This window comes from Enterocloster bolteae (assembly GCF_002234575.2).
GTDB classification, from domain to species: Bacteria; Bacillota; Clostridia; order Lachnospirales; family Lachnospiraceae; genus Enterocloster; species Enterocloster bolteae.
Genome location: NZ_CP022464.2, coordinates 6,122,783 through 6,136,824, shown reverse-complemented (window position 1 = coordinate 6,136,824; position 14,042 = coordinate 6,122,783). Strand labels below are relative to the sequence as shown.

Genomic DNA, 14,042 nt, shown 5'->3' with positions numbered 1-14,042 from the left:
CACAGACAGATAAGGACTGTGCCGCGGCATTTTTTATTTAAAATAATTAGCACTCGACCCTTGACAGTGCTAACAACATGTGTTATAGTACGACTAGAACAAAGATGACAAAGCACAATTCCGTAGGCCGCTGCTTCCGGAGGATACACACAGGCATTCTGGTCAGAGGCGGCAGAGAAGAAAGGGGAATGGGCAATGAATATTAATAAATTTACTCAGAAGTCAATGGAAGCAGTTCAGAACTGTGAGAAGCTGGCATATGAATACGGAAACCAGCAGATTGATGAGCAGCACCTTCTGTACAGCCTGCTGACCCTGGAGGACAGCCTGATTCTTAAGCTGATTACCAAGATGGGAATACAGGGAGATATGTTTTCCAATGAGGCAAAGCAGGCAGTGGAGCGTCTGCCCAAGGTAAGCGGCAGCGGCCAGCTTTACATCAGCAGTGATTTGAATAAGGTGCTCATAAGCGGAGAGGACGAGGCAAAGGCCATGGGTGATGAATATGTATCCGTGGAGCACTTGTTCCTGTCTCTTTTAAAGCATCCCAATAAGGAAATCAAGGCGTTATTCAAGTTATATAATATAACCCGTGAGACATTTCTTCAGGCACTGTCCACAGTAAGGGGCAACCAGAGGGTGGTCAGCGATAATCCTGAGGCCACCTATGATACATTAGCCAAATACGGATATGACCTGGTGGAGCGGGCCAGGGACCAGAAGCTGGACCCGGTTATCGGCCGTGACAGCGAGATTCGTAATGTTATCCGTATCCTCTCCCGTAAGACGAAGAACAACCCGGTGCTTATCGGTGAGCCCGGCGTGGGCAAGACAGCCGTGGTGGAAGGTCTGGCCCAGAGAATCGTGCGGGGGGATGTCCCGGACGGACTGAAGGATAAGAAGCTCTTTGCCCTGGACATGGGAGCCCTGGTGGCGGGAGCCAAGTACAGGGGTGAATTTGAGGAACGGCTGAAGGCTGTGCTGGAAGAGGTAAAAAAGAGCGACGGGCAGATTATTTTGTTTATTGATGAGCTGCATACCATTGTGGGGGCAGGAAAGACAGAGGGGTCAATGGACGCGGGCAATATGCTAAAGCCCATGCTGGCCAGAGGAGAGCTTCACTGTATCGGCGCCACCACACTCAATGAGTACCGCCAGTATATAGAGAAGGACGCTGCGCTGGAACGAAGATTCCAGCCGGTGATGGTGGATGAACCCACGGTGGAGGATACTATCTCTATACTGAGGGGACTTAAGGAGCGCTATGAGGTATTCCATGGAGTGAAGATAACAGACTCTGCTCTGGTGAGCGCAGCCACCCTGTCCGACCGGTATATTACCGACCGTTTCCTGCCTGATAAGGCCATTGACCTGGTGGATGAAGCCTGCGCCATGATTAAGACTGAGATGGATACCATGCCTGCGGAGCTGGATGAGATGTCCAGGAAAATCATGCAGATGGAGATAGAGGAAGCAGCCCTTAAGAAGGAAACAGACCGTCTGAGCCAGGACCGCCTGGCGGATCTCCAGAAAGAGCTGGCTGAGCTTCACGATGAGTTCGCGTCCAAAAAAGCCCAGTGGGAGAATGAAAAGGCCAGTGTGGACCGTCTTTCGTCCCTCAGGGAAGAGATAGAGAGTGTAAACAGGGAGATTCAGGACGCACAGCAGAAGTATGACCTGAATAAAGCGGCGGAGCTGCAGTATGGCAGACTGCCGGAGCTTCAGAAGGAGCTGCAGGCGGAAGAGGAACGCATCCGCAATGAGGACTTAAGCCTTGTGAGGGAGAGCGTTTCAGAGGATGAGATTGCAAGAATCGTATCCAAATGGACCGGAATTCCGGTTGCCAAGCTGACAGAGAGTGAGAGAAGCAAGACCCTGCATCTGGATGAGGTTCTTCACAAACGTGTGGTGGGCCAGGATGAAGGCGTGCAGCTGGTAACCCAGTCCATCATCCGTTCCAAGGCAGGCATCAAGGACCCCACCAAGCCAATTGGATCCTTCCTGTTCCTGGGGCCTACCGGTGTAGGTAAGACGGAGCTGGCCAAAGCCCTTGCCGAGGCGTTGTTTGACGACGAGTCCAACATAATTCGGATTGATATGAGCGAGTACATGGAGAAGCATTCCGTGTCGCGTCTTATCGGAGCACCTCCAGGATACGTTGGATACGACGAGGGAGGACAGCTGACAGAGGCCGTGCGCCGCAAACCATACAGCGTGGTGCTGTTTGACGAAGTGGAGAAGGCCCATCCGGACGTGTTTAACGTACTTTTGCAGGTCCTGGATGATGGACGTATCACGGATTCCCAGGGCAGGACCGTGGACTTTAAGAATACCATCATTATCCTCACCTCCAACATCGGTTCCCAGTATCTGCTGGAAGGAATTGATGAGAACGGAAACATCAGGCCCCAGGTGGAAAATATGGTTATGGATGAGCTTCGCGCCCATTTCAGACCGGAGTTCTTAAACCGTCTGGATGAAACCATACTCTTTAAGCCCTTAACCAGAATGGATATCGCAAGAATTGTGGATCTCTGTGTGGCAGACCTGAATAAACGTCTGGCCGACAGGGAACTGACCATAGAGCTGACAATGGGAGCCAAGGAATTCGTAACGGATAAGGGATATGATCCGGCCTATGGTGCCCGTCCCCTGAAACGTTATCTCCAGAAGAATGTGGAGACCCTGGCAGCGAGAATTATACTGGGTGACGGAGTCAGGGAAGGAAGCACCATTGTCATAGATGTGGACGAGGACAAAACACGGCTGATTGCATATGTGGAATGATGTTAGATAAATATATATGAAGATACAGGTGAGGGAGCGAATCTGCGCAAACAGGTTCTCTCCCTTGCTTTTTTCCATAAATTAGGAGGTATTTTTCAGAAAATTTCTAATGAAGAAATATAATTACATCAACTTCTGGGGATGACGAAAAAAGTAGGGAAAATACCCTAATTTCATGTTGAAAACGTTACTTGCAGGTGATATAATCGTTTCTGCTGAAAGCCGGTGTACCTATAGCCGGAATAGAACTAGATATAGGGTATTTGATGTGGATTTAATCAATATGAGGTAATAGAAAGCAGGTAAAAATTGTGAGTACCATTCCGAAAGACCCAGTTATTTTGCTGAGTTATGTAAACACGCAGCTCCGTGATAATTATAGTTCTTTGGACGAGATGTGCCAGGCATTGGATGCGGATAAGTCCAGAATTATATCTGTACTGTCTGGTATTGGCTACCAATATGAGCCGACTCAGAATAGTTTCCGTTAATAAAATCATATATAAGTGTTTTGCGGCCGGCTTTGTCTGACTTATATCAGATAAAGCCGGTTTTGTACATATGAATGCCATATGGAAAGGGGGAGGGGAACCATGCCGCGTTACAGATACAGGGCGAAAAGTGAAGATGGAAGAGTTCACTGTGGAACCGAGAAGGCAGACAGCGGCCGGGCTCTTTTCGTCATACTTAAATCCAGGGGACTCTATTGTTATGAATACAGCTCGCTGGAGCGGACACCCTCAGCGCGTCCGGCAAAGCTGAATCAGAGACAGCTTCCTCTGCTGTGCAGGCAGTTAGCAGCCATGCTGACAGCCGGAGTGCCGCTGTCCAGAGCTCTGGAGGTGAGCGCGGGGTCTGCCAGGGATAAGACCCTTAAGGTGACGCTTGCCGGACTCAGGGAGAGCATACACAAGGGACGTACCTTGTCAGAAGCCATGGAGGAGATGAAGGGAGTATTTCCTAATCTGCTGGTTTATATGACGCGCACGGGCGAGTCCAGCGGAAGGCTGGATGAACTGCTCCATAAGATGGCGGGGTACTACGGACGGGAGGAAGAATTAAATGGCAAGGTGCGGGCGGCCATGACGTATCCGGTCATATTGTTTTCTATTACCGTGTTAGCCGCCGTATTTATGCTGACCACGGTTCTTCCGCAGTTTGCCTCCATGCTGCAGGAGCAGGAGCTGCCCTGGATTACCCGGATGATGATGAGGCTCAGTTTCAGCCTCCGCAGCCGCGGGGTTCTCTACATTATGCTTATTCTGGTATTGATGGCCCTGTTCAAGGGGATTCTAACATGTCCTTTTGTCCGGCTGCAGGCAGACCGGGCTGTGCTGTATACTCCAATAATAGGAAAACTTTTAAGCACCGTATATACATCCCGCTTTGCATCTGCCTTTGCCGTGCTTTACGGAAGCGGAATTGGAATTCTGGATGCCATGCACACCGTAGGGCGGGTCATGGGAAACTCATATGTGGAGAAGGGACTGGTCCAGGTTGCGGAGAGCTTAAAAGGAGGCGTGATGCTGTCCCAGGCGTTGGATGAGCTGAATCTGTTCCAGCCGGTGCTCATCTCTATGGTGGCAGCAGGAGAGGAATCAGGCGCATTGGATATGGTGCTGGAGGATGCGGGAAGTTTTTATGAAAAGGAGGCAGCCAGGGCAGTCAACCAGATGATTGCCCTTCTGGAGCCAGCCATGATTCTCATACTTGCCCTGGTGGTAGGCAGTGTGGTCATGGCCATCATGATGCCTGTATTTAACATGTACTCGTCAATGCTGTAAGAGGTAGAAAATGGAATATTACATATGTTTGGAAGAGGACAGGATATGTTATGTCCGCGGCAGGTTTAAACGGTGTGCGGGTTCCGGGCTCCGCCGCTGCCTGGAAATAGTGGAGTGGGAATTCGTGGAGCCGGTGCCTGATGTGGCATCGGCCCTGACGCGTCTTGCTGAAAAATACGGCATGGAGGGGAAACGTGTCAATCTGATAGCTGGACGGGATGTCAGGATGATGAGCTTTGCCATTCCAAAGGCAGGAAAGAACGCCATGAAAAGAATGGCAGTCAATGAGATGTCCCTGCTGGACCCGGATTTTGGAAACCATGCAGCAGCCCTGGATCTGAGAGCGAAAACCGGCAGGACAATGGCGGATGTTACTGCCTACTATATGGAACAGCGCAGTCTGGATGCGTATAAGAAGGCCGTGGAGGACGGGAAGATGATATGCGGCCGTGTCCTGGTCCTGCCTGACTGTATGGCCATTATGGCCAGGGAGCTATGGAGGGAAGAGCGGGTTCTTCTGCTGGATGTGAACCAGGCCAGCATGGGCTTTTATGTGTTGTCAGGCGGACATTGTCTGGCATGCCGTATGACAGGCCTGAAGGCCGGCTGTTTTCTGCGGGAGGGAGCAGTGGACATGCTCTGTGAAGAGATGGCGGAGCAGGTGGAGGACCTGATACAGGACTGTACTGCGGCGTCAGATGTTCCTGTCCCGGATTGTATGGTACTCATGACATCCTGTATTCCTGACGCACAGGCAGCGGCTGAATATATGTCCGGACGGTTTAAGATACCCTGCAGTGTCAGAATGCCGGAACCAGTGGACGCCGTATGTCTGGCAGTTTGTGTGGCTGGTTCCCTGGAGGGAAAGAGAAAGGCTCTGGAACTGGAGGAACGGGGATACGAGGATGGAAAGAACTCTATTCTGGGCCGCGGGCCGTTTATGACCAGAGGCTGGGCTTTATTCCTGCTTGCCAATGGATTGGCGGCGGCGGGACTGTCCTTTCACGCGGCCTATGTGGACCATGCGGCAGGGAAAGCGCTGGCCAGGACAGAGTATGCCATGGAAGGAACAGAGTATAAGACCCGTGTCCGTAAATCCATGGAGATGGAAGAAAGAATAGGTGAAATGTCGGCTGACAGGGAGAAAACACGGACAGAGAAGGCGCTGTTGGCCGGAAAGAATCTGCTGGGCATGAATGAATTCAGGGCATTTACAGAGGCCATGAATCCGGAGATGAGAATTGAATCCATTTCCTTTGACGGCGAGGGGCCTTACCTTCAGATGGTGGTGTCCATGGATCGTTCTGAGGATGTACCGGCCTACGTGGAGAGGGTGGAACATTCCGGGATTTTCAGGCAGGTAGGACACAGCCTGTGGGAAAAGAGCGCAGAGGACAGGGAGACAGAGCGGATATACGCAACTGTTTACGGAACTCTGGGAATGGGAGGACAGGATGAAGCTCAGTAGCAGGGAGCGGTTTCTCATAGGTGTATTGTTCACCATCATTATCTGGGCTGTGGCGCTGGAAGTATTTATCTGGCCGTGCCGCGCCGGATACCGGAAGTCCATGGAGCTGATGGAAAGCGGGAATCAGGAAAGGGAGGAAATGGAATTTTACCTGAGCCATTATGAGGAACTGGAACAGAAGTTAAAGGAATGGGAGCGTTTAAGGAATACAGAGGATTTCTTCTACCGGGATATTGATGATATTTTTATGGACAGGAGCCTGCAGGACATGGCAGCCAGGGCAGGGGTAAGCATACGCCGCATGAGTATAGGCGGAGCTGCAGCGGCAGAAATTTCCTATGACACGCAAACCTATGACGCGCAAAGCGATGACCCGGAGGAAAGCGGGAAGCCGGCCGTGGAAAGCGGGCCAGCCGGCAGGACGGTAAAGGAATCAGTCATTACCATGGAAATAGAATGTCCGGACCCAAAGGATGTGATGACGTTTGCAGATGAAATATACAGGGAACAGAAAAGTGTTTTGGTAAGCTTTATGGATGTGGAAGCTGTGTATGAGAGCGGAGAGGATGGACAGGAAACGTATCAGGGAATGAAGGGAATCGTGGAGGTCAGGTATTATTATGAAGAAATCGGTTAACAGGTCATCCAGAGGAGGGTTTACTCTGATTGAGATTGTGGTATCAACTGCCCTCCTGGCAGTTGTCTGTACAGGGTTTCTGATGATGACGGCTGCCAATGCAGGCCAGCTGTCCGGGGAGCAGAGATTGGAACAGTCTAATTATAACCTCAGCGCCTTGGCCGGCGAAGGGGAGGGAGAGCCTACCGGAGAAACCATTGCAGTGGAGTTTGGCCTGGAAGAAGAGAACGGAGTCCGGGAAATATTTGAACAGTATGAAATCACTGAATCGGAGGAGGATACAGGCAACCATATGACATTTTACAGGCACAGATAAAGGCGGGGAATATGGCGAAAGAAAGCAGGACAGGGAAGAACAACGGAGGATTTACATTGATTGAGACAGTGGCTGCGCTGGCCATTGCCGCGGTCCTGGCTGTATTTATTTCCGGTTTCATTCATCCGCAGATGAAGCTGTATTATGAGCTGGACCGGCTTTCCCAGGCAAAGGCCATGTGCAGCGAGGCGTATCGCGGTCTGGAGGAAAAGCTGAGGTACGGCTATGTATTTTTCTGCGATTACCAAGATACAGGTGTGATATCGTACTATGTAAGGGACAGAGAGAAGATTCCGGATATTAAGGAGGGCAGGTCATATTATGAAGAACTGCCGCCGGTGGAGGACTGGCCGAGTATCTCCGCCGAGGAATTAGAAGTAGCGGAACTGGGCGGTATGGAATTAGAGCTGGATTTTAGCGGAACAAAGAATACGCGGGCCAAAGTGAGCATAAAGGTGAAGAAGGACGGGGATGTTATATATGAGCAGAAGACGGCCATCGGTTCCATGTATGGTTATACCATGGATTGGGAAGGCGGGACATGATGGGCAGGAGAAGAACTGTAAGAAAAAATAATGGGCATACCCGTGGAAGCAGCCTGATGTATGTGGTACTGCTCATGACGCTTTTAGCTGTGCTGTCCAGCGGATATATGGCTATTTCCCGGTACAATATGAAAGCTGCCCTGAAAAACAGGCGCTATATGGAGGCCCAGCTCTCCGCCAAGACCATCCACCGCTCCTTCTGCGAGGCAGTAAGCAGTGGGGAGTCCCCGGCCATGAATCTGATCTGGCAGAATTTCCAGGAAGACTGCGACAGGGTCAGGGAAGAATTTGATGCAATGATGGACGAAGAAGAGGCTGAGGAAGGGGAAGATGGGGAACTTAAGGCAGAATCCTTTTCTTCGGAGGAGGACACGGATACAACGGATGCAGAGGAAGAACTTCGCTGGGAACGGTATCTGTACCATGCATTGGGGAACAAGAAATATGTGGTCCGCGGAAAGGGATGTTCAGAGGATTCCGGCGGCACAGATGATGGTGCGGCGGATGCCCCTGCGGCAGACGGTTTTACTACAGACAGTAACATAACAGACAGCACAACAACAATTGACATTACATTGACAGCGCATCCCCTTAAATCCCTGGCCACGGTCCGCACCAGGGTAGAGAGCAGCGGGTACAGCTTTTCCATGATGGCGGACATTGTATTTGATGACCGGGACGGATCCGTGATGGTCATTAGCAAACCGTACCGTTCCAGCAGAGGGGATGACCCGGAAGTAAAAGTTTATCTGAATGGAAACGGTGTATACCGCTATTATGAAGGCAGCTGACCATGAGAAATGAAACGGGTGTGGTCCATTACCGGAAAAAACCCAGATACCACAGGAACAGCTGTCTGAACCAAAGACCGCATACCATCAGGGACACTGCAAAAAACGGGGCCATAGGTATCTGCGTCTTTCGGCCAACCCTTCCCCGCACAAGAGGAACTGCATACCAAAGGCCTGCTGCGACATAGCCCATCAGAAGGGCCGTTATTGCAGGAGCTGCGCCAATCAGCAGACCGCTGGCAGCAAAGAGCTTTACGTCGCCCCAGCCAACGCCTCCCCGGCTAAGCAGATTTACAAGAGCCAGGAAACCGCCTGCCAGAAGGGAGCCGCCCAGCCGGTTAATAATGGCGGGTCCGGATCCGGCTGCCAGTGAGATACAGGACAGAATAAGAATCAGGATATGGATGCCGTCAGGTATGTACATGTGCCGTGCGTCTATAAATGCAGCTGTAATAAGAATACTGGAAAACATACACATAAGGGCTGACTCCATACCTGGCCCTTTTGCCAGGAGACACAGGAGAAAGGCAGATGTAGTGAGAAGCTCCACAGCCGGATACTGAATGGAAACAGGGGCCCTGCAATACCGGCACCGGCCCTTTAGAAATAACCAGGACAGAACAGGAACCATATCGTAAAAGGCCAGTACATGGCCGCATGCCGGACAGTGGGAACGCCCGGTTACAAAATTCTGGTTTGCAGGTATGCGCAGGATACAGACATTCAGAAAGCTGCCTGTCACTGCGCCTAACAGTCCGTATAATACAAAATAGATAAAAACCATGGTATTACCCCGCTTCCGTCATAAACTGCTGCCTGGCGAAAGTATACCATATGGAAGGGAGAGGAGACAACAGTGCCAGATAAAATACCTATAGAAAACCTGTTGATTGACAGTGGATATCTGACCCGGAGCCAGCTGGACCGCGCCATGCGTCTTAAGCAGGGAAGGCCGGAATGCTCCATTGAGGAAATACTGACAGAGTTCGGTTATGTTACAGAAGCAGCACTGCTGACCTGTGCAGCTGCCAGGGACCATATGGAGGTGGCGCCTTTTGGCCCTCTCAAGGCTGATCGTAAGTCAGCGGCCGTGATTGAGCCGTCCTTTGCCGTGAGAAACCGGATTCTTCCCATGAGTTTTGAGGAAGAGTGTCTTATAGTGGCGGCAGCCTATCCGGTGTCTCCCGATGTGCTGGATGAGGTGGAAACCCTGTCCGGTATGAAGGTCAGGGCAGTGCTGGCGCCGGAGAAGGAACTGAAGCAGGCGCTTAAAAAGGCCTATGGTTCCGCACCGGAGCACGTATACGGAGAGAATCCATATGTTTCAATGGAGAGGCCCGGTGTGGGAGTTGGCGCGGCTGCGGAAGCCTCTGTTTCAGAGCTGGCCTTCATGGAACGGGTGGAAAGCGCTCCTGTGGTACGCATGGTCAATACGGTCATAGAGGAGGCCTTCCATAAAAATGCCAGTGACATTCATGTGGAGCCGGGAAAGAATGATCTGGTCATCCGCATCAGAATCAACGGGGACCTAATGGTCCATACTACGCTTAAAATGGAATATCACCGTCCCATGATAACCAGGCTTAAGCTGATGGCCGGTATGGACATTGCGGAAAAACGTCTTCCGCAGGATGGAAAATATCATTATGAGCGGGGTGAGGTGTCCACGGACCTGAGAATCTCCACCCTTCCCTCCATTTATGGAGAGAAAGCAGTTCTCAGGCTTTTGGGAAATGACAGGAATAACTCGCTGATGGATATAAGGCGTCTGGGAATGGAGGAAGAACAGAGGATTGTATTTGAGCATATCCTTAAGGCGCCTCACGGTATGGTCCTGGTGACAGGTCCCACTGGAAGCGGAAAGACAACCACCCTGTACGCTGCCATAAACCGGATGGTGAAAAAGAAGATCAACATAGTTACAGTGGAGGATCCGGCTGAGAAAGTTATGGACGGAATTACCCAGGTTCAGGTCAATTCCAAAGCCGGCCTTACATTTGCGTCTGCCCTGCGATCCATCTTAAGACAGGACCCGGACGTGATCATGGTAGGCGAAATGAGGGATGAGGAGACAGTGGCCATCGGAGTCAGGGCAGCCATCACAGGACATCTGGTCCTGTCCACCCTTCATACCAATGACTGCGCTTCCACCATTCACAGACTCCGCAATATGGGAGTTCCTCCTTATATGGCAGCGGCTTCCCTGTCCGGAATCATAGCCCAGAGACTGGTAAAGCTGCTCTGTCCCAACTGCCGTCAGCCCTACGAGCCGGACGAGCGGGAGCAAAGGATATTTGCGGAGCGGGGGAGGCATATTCCAGACAGGCTGTGGAGGTCTGCGGGCTGTCCTCTTTGCGGGGGTACGGGATATACCGGGAGGACAGCGGTCTATGAGATAATGGATGTGGATGAACAGATTAAGGCCATGATACTTGATAATGAGCCCCTTTCATCCATCCGCGAATACCAGGAAAAGAAAGGCTCCATGCCTCTAAGGGACCATGTCCTGAGGATGGCTGCCGACGGAGAAACCGATATGGAGGAGGCTGAGAAAATACTGTATTCCGTCCAGTAGGGAGCTGCAATCGTACAAAAGAAAAGAGGAGTCATGATAATGAGTATACATATGAAAAAGGGAAAGAAGAGAACGGAAGGATTTACGCTGGTGGAACTAATCTGTGTCATTGCCATACTGGGAATACTGGTGGCCATAGCAGTGCCTTCCTACCGGGGAATCCAGGACAAATCAGCGGAGCAGGTAGCCATATCCAATGCCAGATCCAATTATACACTGGGAAAGGCACAGCAGGACATGCTGGACGCGGGCGTCATAAAGGAATCTGAGAAAGAGGAATACCATTTTGATAAAGATAAGAACAGCGCCTACTGGGAAGGCCAGATAAACGGCAAAACGTATAAGGCCGTTTATAATGGCGATACCGGGGAGGGCAGGATTGAGTCTGGAAATTAAATCCTATATGTGATACAATGAGCCATTATCGGAGGCTTATGGCGGGAAGCATAAGATATGAGGAAAAAGGACATGAAGAAAAAGGGAAATTGTGCGTTTACTCTGGTGGAACTGATTGCGGTGGTTGCAATCCTGTCCATACTTTTGTGTATCGCGGTGCCTAATATGATGAACTATATAAACGCTGCCCATGAGGCAACCGCACAGACAGAGGCCCGGATTTGCGTGGACGCGGTCCAGCGTTATCTGAATGACGAGAAGGAAAAGGGTAAGCTGACCGGAGGAATGCTTCTCAGGCTAATGGGCCTGGATCTCAGCAATTCCGACGGGCCGTTAAAGGACTATATATCCGGTGGGCAGAAGGGAGCCAGAATCGTCTCTGTGGAGGCGGATCTGGCCACAGGCCGCCTGCAGGTCCTGAAATATGAAAACCGGTACTGCACCGTGAAACTGAATATTGACGAGGATGGGAATATAACGGAAGCATCAGATTAGGAGAGAGGCTGTAAAATGGAATTAATCTGGAGTACGGTACTGACGGTATGGGGATGGCTGCTGGACCACCTGCTGTATATCAATCTGGCATTTTCAATTATTATCATATTTTTTCAGCGCAGGGACCCAAGAAGTGTCTGGACCTGGCTTCTGGCCCTGTACTTCATCCCGGTGTTCGGAATCGTCTTTTACCTGCTCTTTGGCCAGGATATGAAGAAGAGCAGGATGTTCCGGGTGAAGGAAGTCAGCGACAGGCTGAACCTGCCGGTCAAAAGCCAGGAAGACATCATACGCTCCGACGACATGCCGGAGGAAATGATGGACCCCATGTCCAGAGATTTTAAGAGCCTGATTATCTATAATCTGGAGACATCGGGGTCTGTGCTTACGGTGAACAACCAGGTGCAGATATACACGGACGGGCAGGCTAAATTTGAGGCCCTGAGAAATGCCCTGCGCCAGGCCCACAGGTTTATCCACATACAGTATTATATCATCAAGAACGATGAGCTGTTTGACTCCATTGTCCCCATTCTTCTGGATAAGGTGAGGGAAGGCGTGGAAGTGAGAATTCTGTGCGACGGCATGGGCGGCCGCTTCATGCCGAAGAAGCGCTGGGACCAGATGCGCAGTGCGGGGATCAAGGTGGGGGTATTCTTTCCTCCCTTCCTGGGATGGCTTAACCTGAGGGTAAATTACCGAAACCACCGGAAAATCGTGGTGGTGGACGGCAACACGGGGTTTGTGGGTGGCTTTAACATAGGCCGTGAATATATATCGCGGGACCCCAAGTTTGGCTACTGGCGTGATACCCATCTGGAAATAAAAGGGGAGGCAGCCATCAGTCTGCAGATCCGTTTTGCGCTGGACTGGAACTACGTGACAGGGGAGAACCTGTTTAAGGAAATCCGCTACTTCGGGGAGGAGGCAGAGTATGCCAGACGCCGGCTGAACGGCCAGATTCATGCTGTGTGGCCGGACCCGGACCATGTAAACGAGATGGTCTGCATGCAGATTATTACCAGCGGACCGGATACCAGGGAGCCCCATATACGGAATAATTACCTGGAGCTGTTTCACAAGGCAAAGCACCATATCTATATACAGACTCCCTACTTCATACCGGATGACGCCATATTTTCCAGCCTTAAGATTGCGGCCCTTTCAGGTGTGGATGTGCGGCTGATGATTCCCTGCAAGCCGGACCATCCCTTTGTGTACTGGGCTACCTGTTCCTATGCAGGGGAGCTTCTGGACTATGGGGCCAGGGTTTACGTGTATGAAAACGGATTCCTTCACTCCAAGGGCATTATGATAGACGGAAGGGTGAGCTGCTATGGAACAGCCAACATGGACATACGAAGTTTTGAACTGAACTTTGAGGTCAATGCCACCATTTATGATGAGGAAGTCACAGGCCAGCTGGAGGAGGCCTTTATGAATGACCTGCCCCACTGCCGGGAAATCACCAGGGAAGAATATGCGGACAGGAATCTGTGGATGCGCATAAAGGAACAGTCCAGCCGCCTTTTGTCGCCGCTGTTGTAGAGGATTCCCGGGGATGCAGAAACCCTTCAGAGGGAAAATCCCCGCAGCTTGGTAAATCCCTGCCCCGGGAACACGGAAAGTTCTGGAAAAGCAGCTGTCTGCGAATAGAAGGCAGCTGCACAGGCTCATACTAATGGCTATGAGAGCGCAGACAGGACAAATCAACCACGAAAATAAAATATACGAATTATTTCTTAACTTTTGCAGATGCGGAATCGCAGGATGGTGTCTGGAGGTCATGTTTACCTCAGTGGACTCCATCATGGCCGGGGACTGGCGGCTTATAGGCCGTACCTCCCTTATCATGTTTCCCATCTATGGCATGGGAGCTCTCCTGCTTCCCATAAGCCGGTTCATAGACAGCTGGCTTACCGGTCTTCCGGGACTGGAGGACGCAGGTCAGGACAGGCTCAGCCGTGTTGGCCGGTCCATACGGCACGGACTGATTTATATGGTTCTGATTTTTATTGCGGAATATATAACCGGTATATGGCTTACCAGTATAGGAATCTGTCCATGGGACTACTCCCTGTGGCCCGATAATGTGGGCGGGGTCATACGGCTCAAGTTCGCACCACTCTGGTTTATGACAGGTCTCCTGTTTGAATATCTCACAAAGCCCAAGGGCGGCGATTAAATGACAAACCTGGTTGCAGGGTATTGTATTTAAGCCGTCCTTTTTGATATAATGGAAAATAAA

Annotated in this window: 14 protein-coding genes; 13 read left to right on the top strand and 1 reads right to left on the bottom strand. The window is 51.0% G+C overall.

Features of this window, described 5'->3' with window-relative positions:
* Nucleotides 1-195: 195 nt before the first annotated feature.
* The 8 genes from clpB (at nucleotide 196) to CGC65_RS28475 (ending at nucleotide 8,328) form a co-directional block, all read left to right on the top strand.
* The gene (gene clpB, locus CGC65_RS28510) at nucleotides 196-2,787 is read left to right on the top strand and encodes an ATP-dependent chaperone ClpB (protein ID WP_002568931.1); all 2,592 of its coding nucleotides are present in this window, start codon (nucleotides 196-198) and stop codon (nucleotides 2,785-2,787) included.
* A 311-nt stretch (nucleotides 2,788-3,098) separates the two neighbouring features.
* The gene (locus tag CGC65_RS32630; protein ID WP_002586814.1) at nucleotides 3,099-3,278 is read left to right on the top strand and encodes a DUF4250 domain-containing protein; all 180 of its coding nucleotides are present in this window, start codon (nucleotides 3,099-3,101) and stop codon (nucleotides 3,276-3,278) included.
* Between the two features lie 102 nt (nucleotides 3,279-3,380).
* Nucleotides 3,381-4,571: a type II secretion system F family protein gene (locus CGC65_RS28500; protein WP_002568930.1), complete on the top strand. Its 1,191-nt coding sequence runs from the start codon at nucleotides 3,381-3,383 to the stop codon at nucleotides 4,569-4,571.
* A 10-nt stretch (nucleotides 4,572-4,581) separates the two neighbouring features.
* Nucleotides 4,582-6,039, top strand: coding sequence for a hypothetical protein (locus CGC65_RS28495; RefSeq protein WP_002568929.1), 1,458 nt, complete (start codon nucleotides 4,582-4,584; stop codon nucleotides 6,037-6,039).
* Complete coding sequence (locus CGC65_RS28490; RefSeq protein ID WP_002568928.1) at nucleotides 6,026-6,676, top strand: hypothetical protein; 651 nt, start codon at nucleotides 6,026-6,028, stop codon at nucleotides 6,674-6,676. The genes CGC65_RS28495 and CGC65_RS28490 overlap by 14 nt, the downstream gene beginning before the upstream one ends.
* On the top strand, nucleotides 6,660-6,992 hold the full coding sequence (locus CGC65_RS28485) for a type IV pilus modification PilV family protein (RefSeq protein WP_002568927.1): 333 nt from the start codon (nucleotides 6,660-6,662) through the stop codon (nucleotides 6,990-6,992). The genes CGC65_RS28490 and CGC65_RS28485 overlap by 17 nt, the downstream gene beginning before the upstream one ends.
* 11 nt (nucleotides 6,993-7,003) lie before the next feature.
* On the top strand, nucleotides 7,004-7,537 hold the full coding sequence (locus CGC65_RS28480) for a prepilin-type N-terminal cleavage/methylation domain-containing protein (protein WP_002568926.1): 534 nt from the start codon (nucleotides 7,004-7,006) through the stop codon (nucleotides 7,535-7,537).
* Complete coding sequence (locus tag CGC65_RS28475; protein ID WP_007035603.1) at nucleotides 7,534-8,328, top strand: hypothetical protein; 795 nt, start codon at nucleotides 7,534-7,536, stop codon at nucleotides 8,326-8,328. The genes CGC65_RS28480 and CGC65_RS28475 overlap by 4 nt, the downstream gene beginning before the upstream one ends.
* Nucleotides 8,329-8,356: 28 nt before the next feature.
* Here the strand turns inward: CGC65_RS28475 and CGC65_RS28470 are convergent, their stop codons facing one another.
* Nucleotides 8,357-9,112, bottom strand: coding sequence for a prepilin peptidase (locus CGC65_RS28470; RefSeq protein WP_002568924.1), 756 nt, complete (start codon nucleotides 9,110-9,112; stop codon nucleotides 8,357-8,359).
* Between the two features lie 72 nt (nucleotides 9,113-9,184).
* On the opposite strand from CGC65_RS28470, the gene CGC65_RS28465 reads away from it, so the two are divergent.
* The 5 genes from CGC65_RS28465 (at nucleotide 9,185) to CGC65_RS28445 (ending at nucleotide 13,979) form a co-directional block, all read left to right on the top strand.
* Nucleotides 9,185-10,903: a GspE/PulE family protein gene (locus CGC65_RS28465; RefSeq protein ID WP_002568923.1), complete on the top strand. Its 1,719-nt coding sequence runs from the start codon at nucleotides 9,185-9,187 to the stop codon at nucleotides 10,901-10,903.
* 39 nt (nucleotides 10,904-10,942) lie between these two features.
* Nucleotides 10,943-11,299, top strand: coding sequence for a type II secretion system protein (locus CGC65_RS28460; RefSeq protein ID WP_002568922.1), 357 nt, complete (start codon nucleotides 10,943-10,945; stop codon nucleotides 11,297-11,299).
* 57 nt (nucleotides 11,300-11,356) lie between these two features.
* A complete protein-coding gene (locus tag CGC65_RS28455; RefSeq protein WP_007035605.1) occupies nucleotides 11,357-11,794 on the top strand; it encodes a type IV pilin protein in 438 nt (145 codons plus the stop codon).
* Nucleotides 11,795-11,809: 15 nt separating this feature from the next.
* Nucleotides 11,810-13,342, top strand: a complete 1,533-nt coding sequence (gene cls, locus CGC65_RS28450; RefSeq protein ID WP_002568920.1) for a cardiolipin synthase — start codon at nucleotides 11,810-11,812, stop codon at nucleotides 13,340-13,342.
* Between the two features lie 133 nt (nucleotides 13,343-13,475).
* The gene (locus tag CGC65_RS28445) at nucleotides 13,476-13,979 is read left to right on the top strand and encodes a putative ABC transporter permease (RefSeq protein ID WP_002568919.1); all 504 of its coding nucleotides are present in this window, start codon (nucleotides 13,476-13,478) and stop codon (nucleotides 13,977-13,979) included.
* The last annotated feature ends 63 nt before the right edge of the window (nucleotides 13,980-14,042 follow it).

Excerpts from the sequence above, each read along its gene's own strand:
- clpB (WP_002568931.1), top strand. The coding sequence starts at position 196 with ATGAATATTAATAAATTTACTCAGAAGTCAATGGAAGCAGTTCAGAAC.
- cls (WP_002568920.1), top strand. The coding sequence starts at position 11,810 with ATGGAATTAATCTGGAGTACGGTACTGACGGTATGGGGATGGCTGCTG.
- CGC65_RS28485 (WP_002568927.1), top strand. The coding sequence starts at position 6,660 with ATGAAGAAATCGGTTAACAGGTCATCCAGAGGAGGGTTTACTCTGATT.
- CGC65_RS28500 (WP_002568930.1), top strand. The coding sequence starts at position 3,381 with ATGCCGCGTTACAGATACAGGGCGAAAAGTGAAGATGGAAGAGTTCAC.
- CGC65_RS28480 (WP_002568926.1), top strand. The coding sequence starts at position 7,004 with ATGGCGAAAGAAAGCAGGACAGGGAAGAACAACGGAGGATTTACATTG.
- CGC65_RS28445 (WP_002568919.1), top strand. The coding sequence starts at position 13,476 with ATGGCTATGAGAGCGCAGACAGGACAAATCAACCACGAAAATAAAATA.
- CGC65_RS28490 (WP_002568928.1), top strand. The coding sequence starts at position 6,026 with ATGAAGCTCAGTAGCAGGGAGCGGTTTCTCATAGGTGTATTGTTCACC.
- CGC65_RS28455 (WP_007035605.1), top strand. The coding sequence starts at position 11,357 with ATGAGGAAAAAGGACATGAAGAAAAAGGGAAATTGTGCGTTTACTCTG.
- CGC65_RS28475 (WP_007035603.1), top strand. The coding sequence starts at position 7,534 with ATGATGGGCAGGAGAAGAACTGTAAGAAAAAATAATGGGCATACCCGT.
- CGC65_RS28495 (WP_002568929.1), top strand. The coding sequence starts at position 4,582 with ATGGAATATTACATATGTTTGGAAGAGGACAGGATATGTTATGTCCGC.
- CGC65_RS28470 (WP_002568924.1), bottom strand. The coding sequence starts at position 9,112 with ATGGTTTTTATCTATTTTGTATTATACGGACTGTTAGGCGCAGTGACA.
- CGC65_RS28460 (WP_002568922.1), top strand. The coding sequence starts at position 10,943 with ATGAGTATACATATGAAAAAGGGAAAGAAGAGAACGGAAGGATTTACG.